Source organism: Ochrobactrum sp. CGA5 (assembly GCF_006345815.1).
In the GTDB taxonomy this organism is placed as follows: domain Bacteria; phylum Pseudomonadota; class Alphaproteobacteria; order Rhizobiales; family Rhizobiaceae; genus Brucella.
In genome coordinates, this window is the sequence record NZ_VCIG01000038.1 from 521808 (window position 1) to 537179 (window position 15372).

Sequence of the window (15372 nt, forward strand, 5' to 3'; positions counted from 1 at the left end):
TGTAAAACAGCGCCTTTTCGTTTTTCATCTTGCTGATATTCTGCCATTTGGATCGCCGGAAATGCCATGGTTCGTACCTGCGAAAAGCCAGCTTGAATGTCAGATAGATTTTAGAGAAACACGCTTTTCGAGCTGGGCAGCGGCTTCTTTCCGTTCGCTGTAGCGATTTGTCAGATGCTCTGAAATCCCCCGTGTCAGCAGGGTAAATTTCATCAGTTCTTCCATGACATCGACCACGCGATCGTAGAAAGATGAGGGCTTCATACGGCCTGCATCATCGAATTCCTGCCAAGCCTTTGCAACCGATGACTGATTGGGAATGGTAATCATCCGCATCCACCGGCCCAGAATGCGCATCTGATTGACAGCATTGAAGCTTTGCGAACCGCCGGAAACTTGCATCAGGGCCAGCGTACGCCCTTGCGTTGGACGGACAGCGCCGCCGGGTAACGGAATCCAGTCAATCTGCGACTTCATGACGGCACTCATCGCGCCATGGCGTTCAGGGCTTGTCCAGACCTGGCCTTCCGACCAAAGCATTGCCTCGCGCAGTTCCTGAACCTTGGGGTGGTCCGGCGTACCATCATCCGGCAAGGGCAGTCCATTGGCATGAAAAATGCGCGTTTCCGCTCCCATCTCATCGAGTAATCTTTGAGCCTCCAGCGTCAGGAAACGACTATAGGAACGGTCGCGCAACGATCCGTAGAGCAGCAAAATACGAGGCTTATGTTCAGGGAAAGGTGCGCGAAGAGCATCATAATCCGGGAGAAGAAAGGATTCCTGGTCCAGATTCGGCAAGTCTGCGTCAATCATGTCCTCTCTCCAGATGTGACCTGTTCGCCGTCTTCTTTGGTGAACGAAGCAACAGGGTTATCCAGAAGCGGCAGAACCAGTTCGGATGGACGGCACAGCCTTGTGCCGCGAGGCGTTTCGACGATCGGCCGGTTGATGAGAATTGGATGAGCCATCATGAAATCGATCAGCTGGTCGTCGGTCCATTTCGGATCGGACAGGCCGAGTTCGCCATAGGGCGTGCCCTTCTCGCGCAGCAGTTCACGCGGAGTCAGGTTCATTGCTGCAAGGAGGCCGACCAGACGCTCCCGCGTGGGTGGATTTTGCACATACTCGACAATGACGGGTTCTTCGCCGCTGGCTCGGATCATCGCCAGCGTATTGCGTGAAGTGCCGCATTTCGGGTTGTGAAAAATGGTGACGCTCATTGGGAGTTTCCTGTCTGTGTTGCGGGCTTTTGATCTGTGCCGCGTTCATACCAGTCTCTGGAGCGGTTCACGATCCAGACAACAGAAAGCATAACTGGCACTTCCACCAGAACGCCGACCACGGTGGCGAGGGCCGCGCCGGATGAAAATCCGAAAAGGCTGATCGCAGCGGCGACGGCTAGTTCAAAGAAATTCGACGCGCCTATCAAGGCCGATGGTCCGGCAACACTGTGTGTTTCACCCGACCAGCGGTTGAGAAGATAGGCCAGTCCAGAATTGAAATAGACCTGAATGAGGATCGGCACCGCAAGCATTGCAATAATGAGCGGCTGGGCGATGATCTGCTCACCCTGGAAACCGAAAAGCAGGACGAGGGTAGCAAGAAGCGCGACCAGAGAAATTGGTTGCAGCGTTTTCAATAGCTTATTAAGCGCACTTTGTCCCCCCGTTGCCAGAAGGCTGCGCCGAATGAGCTGCGCGAGGATGACCGGAATGACGATATAGAGGACAACGGACAGGACAAGCGTATCCCAGGGAACGGTGATTGCCGAAAGCCCGAGTAAAAGGCCGACAATCGGCGCAAAGGCCACCACCATGATGGCGTCATTCAATGCGACCTGGGACAACGTGAAGTGCGGTTCTCCTTTTGTCAGGCTGGACCATACGAAAACCATAGCAGTGCATGGCGCTGCAGCAAGGATAATGAGACCTGCAATGTAAGAATCGATTTGCTCTGCGGGCAAGTTGGGGCGGAAAAGCCAGCCTATAAACAGCCACGCAAGAAGCGCCATTGAGAACGGCTTAACAGCCCAGTTGATAAACAGTGTAACCCCAATTCCCCGCCAGTGCTGCCCGACTTGCCGTAATGCCGCAAAGTCGATTTTCAAAAGCATGGGAATAATCATCAGCCAGATGAGAAGCGCGACAGGAATATTTACCCTGGCAACCTCGGCAGAGCCGATAGCGTGAAATATCGTCGGAAAAAAATGCCCAAGCGCGACGCCCGCAACAATGCAGAGGGCGACCCAGACGGTCAGATACCTTTCAAAAACAGACATCAGAGTTTCTCCGCGGCTCTTCGCATGTTGCGTGTCAAGGCTTTGATCTCATGTGAGCGTAACTGTCCGCGCAGCCGCCGGAGCGTCTGGTAAAACCGATCCATCATTTTTCCATCCGTTGAAATGGGCTGGCATCACCAGCCAGCGGTTATCAGTTTGCTGTAGTCGCCTTGGGCTGACAGCAAGGTGTAAGGCTTTGAATGAGAGGCGCGCACAGTTCGGCGCTGCCACCGCAACAATCCTTGATCAAGAAAAGTGTCAGTTCGCGAAACCGATCCAGATCAGCGCGGTAAATGATCGAGCGGCTTTGCCGCTCGCCTTTCACCAGGCCAGCCCGCGAGAGCGTAGCCAGATGTGCAGACATTGTATTTTGCGGTATGTCCAACATACGCGCCAATTCGCCAGCAGGTATGCCAGCCGGTTCTTCTTTGACAAGCAACCGAAAAGTATCGAGCCTCGTCGGTTGGGCGAGAGCAGCCAAGGCTGTGATTGCTGTTTCGTTTTCCATATATCCAGAATAACGGATATATCAATCAAGTCAAGCCACGATCTGATTTGATCCCGCACCTTAATGATGGGATGATATAACTCGCTTAATTGCTCTCGTCGTTCTCTATGGAGAACTCCATGCGATCCGCCGAGAAGCGGGTCAACGAGTACTGGATCGGCCTTCCTTCCGTATCAATATTCACCGCTCGGGCCGTAAGCACGATGGCACCGGGAGACAATTTCAGATTTCTCAGGTCTTCAGGGTCGGCATGACGGGCCGATATGACTGTGGACTTTCGCAGATAGTCGGCGATGCCGACAGCTTTGAAAGCAGCTGTAATTGACCCGCTTTCCGCATAATCCTGCACAAAGGAAGGAAAGCGCATGGCATCAATCCAATGAGTCGCTATCGATATTGGGTAGCCATCGGCGTTGTGCATCGTTTCGAGCCGGATCACTTCGTTGCCAGCATGCAATTCAAGCGCGGCTGCGATCTCCCGGGTCGCGGCTTCGGTGCTTGATGCCAACAAAATCCCATGCATTTCGCGCACCTGCGTTGCCAGCGACTGAGAAATACGGGTGCGACGTCCGATCTGGTAGGTGAGACGCTTCGCATTGGCGACAAAGGTGCCGCGACCTTGCTCGGCACGCAACACGCCTTCCTGTGTTAAGGCGGCAATGGCGCTGCGCACGGTATGGCGATTAACCCCAAACCTGTCAGCAAGTTCCATCTCAGCAGGCATGCGCGCCCCGGACTGAAGTTTCCCTACCATAATGTCGCCGCGTATCTCGTCCGCAATCTGCCGCCAGATTGCCACGCCGCTGTTTCTCTCAATTCGCCTGGTCTTTGTCATCAACTGTCATAGTCCTGTCATTGGCAGGGTGTACTCATTCTGATATTGTATAAATGTCTATATAACTAGACAACTTGAAAATCAGAGTCAACAGAATCTGAGAGCAGGGAAGCTAATGTACGGTACGGAGCAAAGTACGAAGAGAGGCGGAGCGGGTTCTGCCACTGAAAGCGGAAAGGCGCCGGATGCAATACAGACCGCACGGCAAGCAAGCATGGCGGTTCTTGCGCGCGCAAGCAGCGAAGAATTGCAGGCCTTCTGGCAGGCATGGCCCGACAAGCCGGAGTTTGAGGTTTTGCGCGGGCCGGAAACCGGCCTTGTGATGCTGCGAGGCCGCATCGGCGGCGGCGGCTCAGCCTTCAATGTCGGCGAGGCGACAGTGACTCGCGCTACTGTGCGACTTTCCGACGGTTCGGTCGGTCACTCTTATGCGCTTGGCCGCGATCAGGAAAAGGCGCGCCTTGCCGCTCTCTTCGATGCGCTTTGGCTGGATGATCGCCGCCGTGACGCGGTGGAAACGCAGGTGCTGAGTGTCCTGCGCAAACGGCACGACGATGCCGACGCCACGCTGCGCGGCGAAGCCGCTGCTACCAAGGTTGATTTCTTTACAATGGTTCGGGGAGACAATTGATGCTTCCTTCTTCTCCAGCATTTGAAGGCGGTCTGGCTAATCCGGTGACGGATGCGCATTCGGTTTTTCATGCCGTCATGCACGCCATGGCCAATCCTGGACGCATCTATCCGCTGGCCCATGCAGCGACGCCGCCTCAACCGCTGACGCCAGAACTGGGGGGCATCGCGGCAACCCTGCTCGATCACGATACGACGCTCTGGTGCGATGCGGCCATAACGGCCAACGAAATCGCCACCGCCTGGCTTACGTTCCATACCGGCGCGCCGCTTGTCGAAAATGCCGATTCCGCACAATTCGCTCTGGTAAGCGATGTGTCGCTGCTCCCGTCTCTGGCGGAGTTTTCACAAGGTAATGCCGAGTTTCCTGATCGTTCCACCACCATTGTGCTGGCTGTTGCGTCAATGAAGAAAGGGCAGGGTCTCGTACTGAAGGGCCCCGGCATTGACGGTGAACGTGTTCTTCACGTCGAAGGCCTCCCACAGGACTTCATTGAACAATGGCGCAAGAATGGTGCGCAGTATCCGCTTGGCGTTGACTTTGTTCTGGTTAGCGACGGCGCTATCGCAGCACTTCCCCGTACAACCAGAATTTCTGCTCTGGAGGGCTGATCATGTATGTTGCAGTGAAGGGTGGCGAAACGGCCATCCGCAATGCCCACCGTCTTCTCGATGATCGCCGTCGCGGTGATCGTTCGGTTCCGGCGCTTCGTCTCGATCAGATTGTCGAGCAGCTCGCGCTGGCGGTTGATCGCGTGATGGCAGAAGGTTCGCTCTATGATCGCGAGTTGGCTGCACTTGCCGTTCGTCAGTCGCGTGGAGATCTGATCGAAGCAATCTTTCTGGTGCGCGCCTATCGTACCACCTTGCCGCGCTTTGGTTATTCCCGGCCGATGGAAACGGCGAAAATGTTGATCGAGCGTCGCATTTCGGCGACCTATAAGGATCTGCCCGGTGGCCAGCTACTTGGTCCGACCTTCGATTACACCCATCGTCTTCTTGATCCTGAGTTGGCTGGTGATGTGACGGTGCCAGAGCCGGAATTGCGTGAAGCTGAAATCCAGGAAACCCCGCGTGTAACCGATATTCTCGGTGCCAACGGAATGATTGAGGATGATGGTTCGCTGCCGGAAGGTCACGAACCGGGCGACCTCACCCGTGAACCTTGGACATTTCCGATGGAGCGCGACCTGCGTCTTCAGGCGCTGGCGCGCGGTGACGAAGGCTTTCTGCTGGCACTCGGTTATTCCACTCAGCGCGGCTATGGCAATACGCATCCGTTCGTCGGTGAAATCCGCATTGGCGAAGTGGATGTCGAGTTCGACGTGCCGGAACTCGGCTTTGCCGTTTCACTTGGTCGCGTGCAACTGACCGAATGCCAGATGGTCAACCAGTTCAAGGGGTCGGCCAAGCAGCCGCCGCAATTCACACGCGGTTATGGGCTGGTCTTCGGCCAGAGCGAGCGCAAGGCCATGTCGATGTCGCTCTGCGACCGCGCACTGCGTGTTCGTGAGTTCGAGACGGATGTGACCGCACCTGCACAGGATGAGGAGTTCGTGATCTCCCATTCAGACAACGTGCAGTCCACCGGTTTCGTCGAACATCTGAAACTCCCGCACTATGTGGATTTCCAGGCTGAACTCGATTTCATTCGTCGCATGCGCGCCGAATATGACCAAGCCCACATCCAGACTGAACGTTTGGCAAAGGAGGCCGCAGAATGAGCGATCTGGCCAATTACAACTTCGCCTATCTGGATGAGCAGACCAAGCGGATGATCCGCCGCGCCATCCTGAAAGCCATTGCCGTTCCCGGCTATCAGGTGCCTTTTGCCAGCCGTGAAATGCCGATGCCTTATGGCTGGGGTACAGGCGGCGTGCAGGTAACAGCCTCGATCATCGGGCCGGATGATGTGCTGAAGGTCATCGATCAGGGTGCCGACGACACAACCAATGCCGTCTCTATTCGCGCTTTCTTCCAGAAGACAGCCAATGTTGCCGTGACCACCCATACGGGCGAGGCGACCATCATCCAGACCCGCCATCGCATCCCGGAATATCCTCTGACCGAAGGGCAGGTGATCGTCTACCAGGTGCCGATCCCGGAACCCCTGCGTTTTCTGGAACCGCGCGAGACCGAGACCCGCAAGATGCACGCGCTGGCCGAATATGGCCTCATGCACGTGAAGCTTTACGAAGACATCGCGCGTCACGGCCATATCGCCAAGACCTATGATTATCCGGTGATGATCGAAGGTCGCTATGTCATGGCACCGTCGCCGACGCCGAAATTCGACAATCCGAAAATGCACATGTCTCCGGCATTGCAACTGTTCGGCGCCGGTCGCGAAAAGCGCATCTATGCCGTCCCGCCTTACACGCAGGTGGTGAGCCTCGACTTCCAGGATCATCCATTTGAAGTGCAGAAGTTCAAGGAACCCTGTGCGCTCTGCGGTGCGCAAGGCGTCTATCTCGACGAAGTCGTGCTGGATGACCGCGGCGGCTCAATGTTCGTCTGCTCCGACACAGATTTTTGCGAAGACCGGCAGGCCAAAGGCCATTTCGGCCATCTGGCAGCGAACAATGGGGCCGCAGCCAAGGGAGCCCAGAAATGAGCATTGAAATCAACGAGCAACCTCTGCTGAGAGTGAACAGCCTGTCGAAATTCTACGGAAATCGCCGTGGCTGCGCAGATATTTCCTTCAATCTGTGGCCGGGCGAAGTGCTGGCTATTGTTGGAGAATCCGGTTCCGGCAAGACGACGCTCCTGAACAGTCTGGCAACCCGTCTGCAACCGACCTCAGGCACGGTCGAATACCGCATGCGTGACGGTGAATTCCGCGATCTGTACAAGATCGGGGAGGCGGAGCGCCGATTCCTTATGAGGACCGACTGGGGTTTTGTTCATCAGAACCCGGCGGATGGCTTGCGCATGACGGTTTCGGCCGGTGCCAATGTCGGCGAACGCCTGATGGCAGTTGGTGAACGCCATTACGGCAATATCCGTTCGACGGCCACCGATTGGCTGGGACGTGTCGAAATTGCATCCGATCGTATCGACGATCAGCCTCGCGCTTTTTCTGGCGGCATGCGCCAACGCTTGCAGATTGCCCGCAACCTAGTGACCGCTCCGCGTCTCGTCTTCATGGATGAGCCGACCGGTGGGCTCGATGTGTCCGTTCAGGCGCGTCTTCTCGATCTTCTGCGCAGTCTCGTCAGCGATCTCGGCCTGTCGGTGATTATTGTTACCCACGATCTCGCCGTAGCCCGGCTTCTGTCTCATCGTATCATGGTCATGAAAGACGGCCATATTGTCGAGCAGGGCCTGACCGACCGCGTGCTGGACGACCCACAAGCGCCATATACGCAACTGCTCGTCTCATCAATTCTGCAGGTTTAGACGAGTTAAAACAGCTAGTTATTGCATGTTGTTTGTAAATCAACTGAACTTCATGCGCGAGGTGGAATTATCTATGTTGCAAACATCAGCCCCGCTTGCCGTCACAGATGTCATAAAAACCTTTGTCATGCATCTGCAAGGCGGCATCGAACTTCCAGTCGTTCGCGGCGTAAATTTTGAATTGCATTCCGGTGAGTGCGCAGTGCTCGGTGGCCCATCAGGCGCGGGCAAAAGCTCGATCCTGAAAATGGTCTACGGAAATTATGCGGTCAATGGTGGCTCGATCCTGATCCGCCACGCCGACACGGTTGTCGATCTTGCCACCGCCCACCCGCGGGAAGTGCTGGCGGTGCGTCGCGACACGATTGGCTATGTCAGCCAGTTCCTGCGGACGCTGCCGCGCGTCGCAGCAATCGACGTGGTTGCGGAACCATTGGTCGCACGCGGCGTCGATCACGACGTGGCACTGAACCGTGCTCGCGAACTTCTGGCGCAGCTCAATCTGCCGGAGAGACTGTGGACCCTGCCACCTGCTACGTTCTCCGGTGGTGAGCAGCAGCGCGTTAACATCGCACGCGGTTTTATCACGGATCACCCGGTATTGCTGCTTGACGAACCGACGGCCTCGCTCGATGCGAAGAACCGCGCGGTCGTGGTCGATCTCATCAAAACCAAGAAAGAGCAAGGCGTCGCCATGCTCGGCATTTTCCACGATGAAGACGTGCGAACGGAAGTCGCCGACCGGATTATTGACGTAACGGCTTTCTCTCCAAGGGGGCTGGTATGACCAAACTCTCGGTGGAACCGCTTATCCACGATACTGCTATTGTCAGCGGATGCACACTCGGCCGCTATACGGAGATTGGTGAGCGCAGCCGCGTTTCAGAAACCGTGCTGGAAGATTATTCCTATCTCGGCATCGATTGCGAGATCTGGTGTGCGGAGATCGGCAAATTTTCCAATATCGCGAGCCACGTGCGCATCAACGCCACAAACCACCCGACATGGCGTCCGACCCTGCATCATTTCACCTACCGCGCCGGTGATTATTGGCCCGAAGAGAAGGATGAGACGGAGTTTTTCGATTGGCGTCGTGGCAATGCCGTGAAAATCGGTCACGACACCTGGCTTGGCCATGGCTCGACAATCCTGCCGGGCGTGACGGTCGGCAATGGTGCGGTTGTCGGCGCCGGAGCCGTAGTGAGCCGGGACGTAGCGCCCTATACGATCGTGGGCGGCGTGCCTGCGCGTCTCATTCGCGAACGCTTCGACGCTGCGACCGGTAATCGTCTCGACCGGCTGACCTGGTGGGACTGGAGCCATGATCGCCTGCGGGCAGCGCTTGATGATTTCCGCGCGCTCGACATCGAAGCCTTCCTCTCGAAATATGAAACGGCCGCCAATACGAATGCGGTCATGAAAGAGCTATCAAATGGCTAATGAAATCGTTCTGAAAAATGCGCACATCGTGCTCGCTGACGAGATTGTTTCCGGTTCCATCCTCGTCCGCGACGGTACAATTGCGGCAATTGACCAGGGCAACAGCAATGGTGGCGATGACATGGAAGGCGATTATGTCATTCCGGGTTTGATCGAGTTGCACACTGACCAGCTCGAAAGCCATTATGCACCGCGTCCGAAAGTGCGCTGGAATGTCGACGCAGCGGTTCAGGCCCATGATGCACAGGTCGCAGCATCCGGCATCACGACGGTCTTCGATGCCATGCGCGTCGGTTCCGACTATGACCGCGATTTTGTCGGCAAGGATATGCGGATGCTTGCGGATGCCATCGAAAGTGGCGTTCGCGAAAATCGCTTGCGTGCAGACCACTTCCTGCATCTGCGCTGCGAAGTTTCCTCGGTGGATTGCCTTGAAACATTTGAGCTTTTCGCAGGCGATGACCGCGTCAAACTCGCTTCGCTGATGGATCATGCGCCGGGACAGCGTCAATTCGTTGATCTCGAGACCTATCGCAGCTATTACATGCGTAAGATGAAGCTCACGGATGAGGAGTTCCGGGTGCATTGTGAAAAGCGTATGGCGGATTCGGATGTCTACTCGGCCAAACATCGCCGTGCTATTGCCGAACTGGCTGCGAAGCGCGGCATTGTCCTTGCGAGCCATGACGATGCGACCAGTGCGCATGTTGATGAATCGCTCGACCATGGCGTGCGGATCGCCGAATTCCCAACCACGATGGAAGCCGCCAATGCCTCGAAAGGCGCAGGTCTCTCGATCCTGATGGGCGCGCCGAATATCGTTCGCGGCGGTTCGCATTCCGGCAATATCGCGGCGCGTGATCTGGTGGACAATGGAAGTCTCGATATACTCTCGTCGGATTATATCCCTTTCAGTCTCATTCAGTCGGCATTTGGCCTGGCTTCCGGCGAACGCCCGATTGCGTTGCCGGATGCGATCCGCCTTGTGACCAAGAATCCTGCTGACGCAATGGCCATGGATGATCGCGGAGAAATCGCTATCGGCAAGCGCGCCGATCTGGTTCGCGTACGTCCAAAAGGTGCCATACCGGTTGTCCGCACCGTCTGGCGTGAAGGCGAGCGGGTGCTGTGATGCAGATGCAATACATGTCGCCGAAAGGCTGTTTCGTCGCTGTCGTTGGCCCCAGTGGGGCCGGCAAGGATACGATCATGGATGCAGCGCGTGCCGCTCTTTCAGGCGACACGCGCTTTCATTTTGTACGTCGGATCATCACCCGCCCGCAAATGTCAGGAACGGAAGATCATGACAGTCTGGATGAAGCGACATTTGCAAAAGCGGCAAGTGAGGGAGCTTTCGCCCTGCACTGGCAGGCGCATGGCTTGAACTACGGGCTGCCGAAATCGGTTGAAGATGAAATCGCCAACGGTACGGTGGTGATCGCCAACGTTTCACGCCGGGTTCTGGGCGATATCCGCAGGCTCTATACGTCGCGTTCTGTGGTCGTCATAACGGCCCGACCAGACGTTCTCGCTGAACGGCTTGCATTGCGTGGTCGTGAAAGCCGGGAAGAAATTGCCTTGCGGCTGGCACGTGAAGTGAACTTCGATAACAGTGCCGGGGACGTTGTCACAATTGACAATTCCGGTGACGTCCGTGCCTCCACAGAGGCTTTCCTTTACCACCTGGAAGGAATAGCTGTTAAATCAGCGGTTTAGTCGAATTTTCTCCAGCGATGTGTAAATTTACACAAACGTCATTATGCTTTCATTGCAGTGTCATGGAAGCAATTCAGAGTGGGCATGAATGGAGACGAATTCATGCTTCAACTGAAAAACATAACGCGCCGCTATAATGACAAGGTCGCGGTTTCGGGCGTTGACCTTGAAATCGAGCCGGGCACGTTTGTAGGAATTATCGGTCGCTCAGGTGCTGGCAAGTCAACGCTTCTGCGTATGATCAATCGGCTCGTCGAGCCGTCCGAGGGAAAAATTCACTGGGATGGCCGCGACGTTAGCGGACTCAAGGGAGCAGCACTGCGCGACTGGCGCGCGCAATGCGCGATGATTTTCCAGCACTTCAATCTGGTCGATCGTCTTGATGTTCTCACCAATGTTCTGATGGGACGTCTGAACTATGTATCGACGCCAAAGTCCCTTCTGCGTATCTGGAGTGATGAAGAGCGTCTGATCGCTCTCTCCGCATTGCAACAGTTCGACATTGCGCATCTTGCAGCACATCGTGCCGATGAGCTTTCGGGGGGGCAGCAGCAGCGCGTGGCAATTGCCCGCGCGCTCGTTCAGCAGCCACGTATCATTCTCGCCGACGAGCCGATTGCGTCGCTTGATCCGCGCAACACCCGCAGCGTTATGGACGCGCTGCGCCGCATCAATCGGGATTACGGCATAACGGTTCTCTGCAATCTGCACTCGCTTGATATTGCGCGCAGCTATTGCGACCGCCTTGTCGGCATGTCTGCCGGCAAGATCGTCTTCCGTGGCACGCCATCAATGCTGACCGAAATGGCAGCGCGCGACCTTTACGGCATGGAAGCCGCTGACGTCATCAATACCAATGAGCAGCAGGCAGAACCAATGCCAATGCCAGTTCCGCGGTCGGCTGAAGCCGTTCTGCGCCAGCTTTCCGCCTGAGCGGAAAATTACGCTCCAAAATCGGGGATTAACAGGAGATACCTATGCTTAACCGTAGAAACTTTCTGGCGGCTGCTGCGCTTACCGCAACGCTGACCATGCCAATGCTGGCCTCCACTGCTCAGGCTGCTGACTGGAGCAAGGACTACCCTGAAATCGTTCTGGGTGTTATTCCGGCTGAAAACGCCTCGACCACTTCCGACCGTTATGCGCCTTTGGCTGCCTATCTCGGCAAGGAACTCGGCACCAAAGTAACGCTGCGCGTCGCCAACGACTATGCTGCTGTCATCGAAGGCCAGCGCGCCGGTAACATCCAGATCGCATTCTATGGCCCGGCATCTTATTCCCGCGCCGTTATGACCGGTGTTGAGACCACCCCACTTGTCAATCAGCGCCACGACACCGGCGTCAACGGCTATTACTCGGTCGTTTATGTTCGCGCTGACAGCCCGTACAAGACCATGGAAGACCTGAAAGGCAAGACCATTGCTCTTGTCGATCCGAACTCCACTTCCGGCAACAATGCGCCGCGCTTCTTCCTCAACCGCGAAGGCTATAGCGTCGATACATTCTTCGGTAAGAACTTCTTTGCTGGCAGCCATGAAAACGCTGTTCTCGCTCTCGCACAGGGCACCGCAGACGCTGCTGCAAATTCCTGGAATTCGGAAGACGATTCGAACCTGACCCGCATGGTCAGCCGCGGCGTTCTGAAAGATGCCAATGGTAAGCCGATGACAAAGGATGATTTCCGTATCATCTTCAAGTCGGACTTCCTCCCAGAAGGCCCGTTCGCTGTTCTCAGCACCCTGCCAGACCAGCTCAAGGCCGATATCAAGCAGGCTTTCCTCGATATGCCTAAGAAGGACAAGGCTGGTTTTGACGCCCTTTCCGATGGCAAGGATCAGGAATTCGTAGCGACCGAAGCCAAGGAATATGAGCCGATTATCGAGATGCTCAAGTTCAACGACAAGGCTCGCAAGTCCTAATCCGCAAAGTAATCGAGATGCCCGAAGCCCAACCAGCTTCGGGCATTTTTGTTAGGGAATCTCGCATGACGGTATCCTTACTCGACGGCAACGGAGCAAAAAGCCTGCTTGCCGATTATCGAAGAGAAGTTGGTAAACGGCGTCTCTACGGTATTGCGCTACTCCTCGCGCTTGTCGTTGTCGCCATTGCTGCCTCCGTCGTTGCCGACGTTCGGCCGGGCACACTGGTCGAAAATCTCTTTCGCTTTACAAGCTATCTTGGTCGCATCTTGCCGGATTTGACGATTGCCAATTTCTGGGGTGACCTCGCTGCCTGGTACTGGAATCTCGGTGGCTGGCTCAAAATGTTGTTTGAGACTCTGCTGATCGCCTATCTGGCGACATTGATCGGTGCTGGGGTCGCTTTTGCTGCTTCTTTCGCAGCCTCATCCAACATGGCTCCCAATTCGACCGTTCGCTTCATCGTCCGTCGCGTGCTGGAACTGCTACGCACGGTGCCTGAAATTGTCTTCGCGCTGCTTTTCGTTATCGCCTTCGGGCTTGGGCCAATGGCCGGCGTACTGGCTCTCATGCTTCACACGGCAGGGGCGCTGGGCAAACTGTTCTCGGAAGTTGTCGAGAATATCGACATGCGCCCTGTGGAAGCTATCCGCGCGTCGGGCGGTTCCGGCCTGCAAGTCATACGCTTTGCGGTGCTGCCGCAAGTTGCGGCGAATTTTGCGTCCTATGGCCTGCTGCGCTTTGAGGTCAACGTGCGTGGTGCCTCAGTCATGGGTTTTGTCGGGGCAGGCGGCATCGGGCAGGAATTGCTCACATCCATACGTCAGTTCTATTACAGCGATGTCAGTGCGATCCTGCTTCTGATTATCGTGACGATCTTCGTGATCGATCTTGTCACCCAGCGCGTGCGTCACGCACTGCTTGGCCGTATTGGTTGAGGAGAGAACTATGACCGATATTGCACAAACTCTCTCCCGAGAAGCGCACGCCAACGAAAAGGAATTGAGGGCCGAATATGCCAATCTGTTCGGCAATGGGCGCACATGGCGCAATGTCGCTATTTTAACCGTCGCTATTATCGCTTCGGTCTGGTTCGCCTTCTACTGGCTTGATTTTTCGTTGTTGCGCATTCTGAACGGGCTCGGTCGCCTCGGTGATTTCGCGTTGATGATGATGCCGCCATCGTCCGGGGGACGTTTCAGTCTCTATCTGTGGTCGATGATGGAAACGCTGGCGATTGCTTATCTCGGCACATTGCTCGCGGCGATCCTGGCTTTTCCCTTCGGTTTTCTGGCCGCCAAGAACATCATCCCGAATGTGTTCCTGCATTTCGGCATTCGCCGCTTCCTCGACACCATTCGCGGCGTCGATACACTGATCTGGGCGCTGATCTGGGTTTCGGTTGTGGGGCTTGGACCGTTTGCCGGTATTCTCGCCATTGCCTGTTCGGATTTCGGCGCGTTCGGCAAGTTGTTTTCGGAAGCTATTGAAGGCGCCGACAAGAAGCCTGTCGAAGGCGTGGTCTCATCGGGTGGCGGCAGGCTGCACGGCTATCGCTTCGGTGTTTTGCCGCAGGTACTGCCGCTGATCGGCAGTCAGGTACTTTATTTCTTCGAGTCGAATACCCGTTCGGCGACGATTATAGGCATCGTCGGGGCAGGCGGCATTGGTGCGCATCTGGCGGAACAGATCAAGGTTTTGAACCTCCAGGACGTTTCCTTCCTGATCATCATGATCCTGATCGCCGTCGCCGTAATCGACTGGTTCTCGTCCAAGCTTCGTCACGCCATGATCGGCAAGAAAGCGCACAAATCGGCTTAACCAGTAATCAGCGATCTCACGCCGTCTGCAACGAACTGAACGGCAAGCGCAGCCAGAATGACGCCCAAAAGGCGAGTCAGGATGGAACGGCCGGTTTCACCGAGAAACCGGTCGACGCGCTCCGCCAGTAACAGAACGAGATAGGTGATCAGCAGGCAGACGAAGATAACTCCGAGAAGGGCTGCTTTCGGCCCGACGCCTTCAAAGGAATTCGACGTCAGTACGATAGCCGAAATCGCTCCCGGACCGGCGATCAACGGGATGGCGAGGGGGAACGCCGCAATATTTCGGATATGGTCCTTGGTTATCGCAACCTCGGCGCTCTTTTCCTTGCGCTCCGTGCGTTTCTCAAAAATCATTTCAAAAGCGATCCAGAACAGCAACAGGCCACCTGCTACGCGAAACGCGCCTATGGTAATGCCGAACATGCCAAGTATCTGTAAGCCCGCAATGGCAAACAGCGCCATCACGATAAAGCCGATGATAGAGGCACGCAGCGCCACCTGTCCGCGGTGATGCCGCTCCATGCCCGGCGTCAGCGCCAGAAACAACGGCGCCAGTCCAGGCGGATCGATTGTTACAAGCAGGGTGACGAACGCGCTGAAAACCGTATCGTAGAACCCCATGCTGCACGCGCCCTTCTAGTTGGCATGTTATGCTCAATCGGATACATGAATTGTAGACGATCGGCGGCCCATGGTCGACGCAAAGCGCCAGTATGAGCAACATCATGGCTCAATCTTTATGTGAATATCTTTTAAGTCATTGAATCACAATACGGAAATAGGTCGTCGAAACGGTCGTGAAATTGGCGTTTTCTGCTGGT

At 55.8% G+C, this 15372-nt stretch carries 19 protein-coding genes; 13 read left to right on the top strand and 6 right to left on the bottom strand.

From position 1 onward, the window contains the following. Positions 1–99: 99 nt before the first annotated feature. From arsH to phnF, 5 genes are all read right to left on the bottom strand, one after another. Positions 100–813 (bottom strand): arsenical resistance protein ArsH, encoded by a 714-nt coding sequence (gene arsH, locus FJQ48_RS15615; protein WP_139975884.1) that lies wholly within the window; start codon positions 811–813, stop codon positions 100–102. Further along, positions 810–1220 carry an arsenate reductase (glutaredoxin) gene (gene arsC, locus FJQ48_RS15620; RefSeq protein ID WP_139975885.1) on the bottom strand — a complete coding sequence of 137 codons (411 nt, stop codon included), beginning with the start codon at positions 1218–1220 and terminating at the stop codon, positions 810–812. The genes arsH and arsC overlap by 4 nt, the downstream gene beginning before the upstream one ends. After that, the gene (gene arsB, locus FJQ48_RS15625; protein WP_139975886.1) at positions 1217–2278 is read right to left on the bottom strand and encodes an ACR3 family arsenite efflux transporter; all 1062 of its coding nucleotides are present in this window, start codon (positions 2276–2278) and stop codon (positions 1217–1219) included. Before arsB ends, arsC begins: the two co-directional genes overlap by 4 nt. 151 nt (positions 2279–2429) lie before the next feature. Beyond that, positions 2430–2786, bottom strand: a complete 357-nt coding sequence (locus FJQ48_RS15630; protein ID WP_139975887.1) for a metalloregulator ArsR/SmtB family transcription factor — start codon at positions 2784–2786, stop codon at positions 2430–2432. A gap of 85 nt (positions 2787–2871) precedes the next feature. After that, a complete protein-coding gene (gene phnF, locus FJQ48_RS15635) occupies positions 2872–3624 on the bottom strand; it encodes a phosphonate metabolism transcriptional regulator PhnF (protein ID WP_180350221.1) in 753 nt (250 codons plus the stop codon). Positions 3625–3835: 211 nt separating this feature from the next. Here phnF and phnG point away from each other — a divergent pair, with 211 nt between their 5' ends. The 13 genes from phnG (at position 3836) to phnE (FJQ48_RS15700) (ending at position 14546) form a co-directional block, all read left to right on the top strand. Next, positions 3836–4252: a phosphonate C-P lyase system protein PhnG gene (gene phnG, locus FJQ48_RS15640; RefSeq protein ID WP_247870399.1), complete on the top strand. Its 417-nt coding sequence runs from the start codon at positions 3836–3838 to the stop codon at positions 4250–4252. Continuing rightward, entirely contained in the window at positions 4252–4863 is a 612-nt protein-coding gene (phnH, locus tag FJQ48_RS15645; protein ID WP_139975890.1) for a phosphonate C-P lyase system protein PhnH, read from the top strand. The genes phnG and phnH overlap by 1 nt, the downstream gene beginning before the upstream one ends. Before the next feature lie 2 nt (positions 4864–4865). Beyond that, a complete protein-coding gene (locus FJQ48_RS15650) occupies positions 4866–5975 on the top strand; it encodes a carbon-phosphorus lyase complex subunit PhnI (RefSeq protein ID WP_139975891.1) in 1110 nt (369 codons plus the stop codon). After that, a complete protein-coding gene (locus tag FJQ48_RS15655) occupies positions 5972–6865 on the top strand; it encodes an alpha-D-ribose 1-methylphosphonate 5-phosphate C-P-lyase PhnJ (protein ID WP_139975892.1) in 894 nt (297 codons plus the stop codon). The genes FJQ48_RS15650 and FJQ48_RS15655 overlap by 4 nt, the downstream gene beginning before the upstream one ends. 8 nt (positions 6866–6873) lie before the next feature. Next, positions 6874–7650: a phosphonate C-P lyase system protein PhnK gene (phnK, locus tag FJQ48_RS15660; RefSeq protein ID WP_139976313.1), complete on the top strand. Its 777-nt coding sequence runs from the start codon at positions 6874–6876 to the stop codon at positions 7648–7650. A 73-nt stretch (positions 7651–7723) separates the two neighbouring features. Next, entirely contained in the window at positions 7724–8437 is a 714-nt protein-coding gene (gene phnL, locus FJQ48_RS15665) for a phosphonate C-P lyase system protein PhnL (protein WP_139975893.1), read from the top strand. Then, on the top strand, positions 8434–9090 hold the full coding sequence (locus FJQ48_RS15670; protein WP_139975894.1) for a DapH/DapD/GlmU-related protein: 657 nt from the start codon (positions 8434–8436) through the stop codon (positions 9088–9090). The genes phnL and FJQ48_RS15670 overlap by 4 nt, the downstream gene beginning before the upstream one ends. Next, on the top strand, positions 9083–10222 hold the full coding sequence (locus tag FJQ48_RS15675) for an alpha-D-ribose 1-methylphosphonate 5-triphosphate diphosphatase (protein ID WP_139975895.1): 1140 nt from the start codon (positions 9083–9085) through the stop codon (positions 10220–10222). The genes FJQ48_RS15670 and FJQ48_RS15675 overlap by 8 nt, the downstream gene beginning before the upstream one ends. 5 nt (positions 10223–10227) lie before the next feature. Next, on the top strand, positions 10228–10806 hold the full coding sequence (gene phnN / locus FJQ48_RS15680; RefSeq protein ID WP_139976314.1) for a phosphonate metabolism protein/1,5-bisphosphokinase (PRPP-forming) PhnN: 579 nt from the start codon (positions 10228–10230) through the stop codon (positions 10804–10806). A gap of 102 nt (positions 10807–10908) precedes the next feature. Continuing rightward, positions 10909–11739 carry a phosphonate ABC transporter ATP-binding protein gene (gene phnC, locus FJQ48_RS15685; protein WP_139975896.1) on the top strand — a complete coding sequence of 277 codons (831 nt, stop codon included), beginning with the start codon at positions 10909–10911 and terminating at the stop codon, positions 11737–11739. 44 nt (positions 11740–11783) lie between these two features. Beyond that, positions 11784–12725 carry a phosphonate ABC transporter substrate-binding protein gene (phnD, locus tag FJQ48_RS15690; RefSeq protein WP_139975897.1) on the top strand — a complete coding sequence of 314 codons (942 nt, stop codon included), beginning with the start codon at positions 11784–11786 and terminating at the stop codon, positions 12723–12725. Between the two features lie 65 nt (positions 12726–12790). Next, on the top strand, positions 12791–13663 hold the full coding sequence (gene phnE / locus FJQ48_RS15695) for a phosphonate ABC transporter, permease protein PhnE (protein ID WP_139975898.1): 873 nt from the start codon (positions 12791–12793) through the stop codon (positions 13661–13663). A gap of 10 nt (positions 13664–13673) precedes the next feature. Continuing rightward, complete coding sequence (phnE, locus tag FJQ48_RS15700) at positions 13674–14546, top strand: phosphonate ABC transporter, permease protein PhnE (protein ID WP_139975899.1); 873 nt, start codon at positions 13674–13676, stop codon at positions 14544–14546. Here the strand turns inward: phnE (FJQ48_RS15700) and FJQ48_RS15705 are convergent. Beyond that, positions 14543–15172: a MarC family protein gene (locus FJQ48_RS15705; protein ID WP_139975900.1), complete on the bottom strand. Its 630-nt coding sequence runs from the start codon at positions 15170–15172 to the stop codon at positions 14543–14545. The two genes, phnE (FJQ48_RS15700) and FJQ48_RS15705, sit on opposite strands and share 4 nt — an antisense overlap. Positions 15173–15372 lie beyond the last annotated feature (200 nt).

What these genes read in the sequence shown, in the direction of transcription:
- arsH (WP_139975884.1), bottom strand. Translation starts at nt 813, where the DNA reads ATGATTGACGCAGACTTGCCGAATCTGGACCAGGAATCCTTTCTTCTC.
- arsC (WP_139975885.1), bottom strand. Translation starts at nt 1,220, where the DNA reads ATGAGCGTCACCATTTTTCACAACCCGAAATGCGGCACTTCACGCAAT.
- arsB (WP_139975886.1), bottom strand. Translation starts at nt 2,278, where the DNA reads ATGTCTGTTTTTGAAAGGTATCTGACCGTCTGGGTCGCCCTCTGCATT.
- FJQ48_RS15630 (WP_139975887.1), bottom strand. Translation starts at nt 2,786, where the DNA reads ATGGAAAACGAAACAGCAATCACAGCCTTGGCTGCTCTCGCCCAACCG.
- phnG (WP_247870399.1), top strand. Translation starts at nt 3,836, where the DNA reads ATGGCGGTTCTTGCGCGCGCAAGCAGCGAAGAATTGCAGGCCTTCTGG.
- phnH (WP_139975890.1), top strand. Translation starts at nt 4,252, where the DNA reads ATGCTTCCTTCTTCTCCAGCATTTGAAGGCGGTCTGGCTAATCCGGTG.
- FJQ48_RS15650 (WP_139975891.1), top strand. Translation starts at nt 4,866, where the DNA reads ATGTATGTTGCAGTGAAGGGTGGCGAAACGGCCATCCGCAATGCCCAC.
- FJQ48_RS15655 (WP_139975892.1), top strand. Translation starts at nt 5,972, where the DNA reads ATGAGCGATCTGGCCAATTACAACTTCGCCTATCTGGATGAGCAGACC.
- phnL (WP_139975893.1), top strand. Translation starts at nt 7,724, where the DNA reads ATGTTGCAAACATCAGCCCCGCTTGCCGTCACAGATGTCATAAAAACC.
- FJQ48_RS15670 (WP_139975894.1), top strand. Translation starts at nt 8,434, where the DNA reads ATGACCAAACTCTCGGTGGAACCGCTTATCCACGATACTGCTATTGTC.
- FJQ48_RS15675 (WP_139975895.1), top strand. Translation starts at nt 9,083, where the DNA reads ATGGCTAATGAAATCGTTCTGAAAAATGCGCACATCGTGCTCGCTGAC.
- phnN (WP_139976314.1), top strand. Translation starts at nt 10,228, where the DNA reads ATGCAATACATGTCGCCGAAAGGCTGTTTCGTCGCTGTCGTTGGCCCC.
- phnC (WP_139975896.1), top strand. Translation starts at nt 10,909, where the DNA reads ATGCTTCAACTGAAAAACATAACGCGCCGCTATAATGACAAGGTCGCG.
- phnD (WP_139975897.1), top strand. Translation starts at nt 11,784, where the DNA reads ATGCTTAACCGTAGAAACTTTCTGGCGGCTGCTGCGCTTACCGCAACG.
- phnE (WP_139975898.1), top strand. Translation starts at nt 12,791, where the DNA reads ATGACGGTATCCTTACTCGACGGCAACGGAGCAAAAAGCCTGCTTGCC.
- phnE (WP_139975899.1), top strand. Translation starts at nt 13,674, where the DNA reads ATGACCGATATTGCACAAACTCTCTCCCGAGAAGCGCACGCCAACGAA.
- FJQ48_RS15705 (WP_139975900.1), bottom strand. Translation starts at nt 15,172, where the DNA reads ATGGGGTTCTACGATACGGTTTTCAGCGCGTTCGTCACCCTGCTTGTA.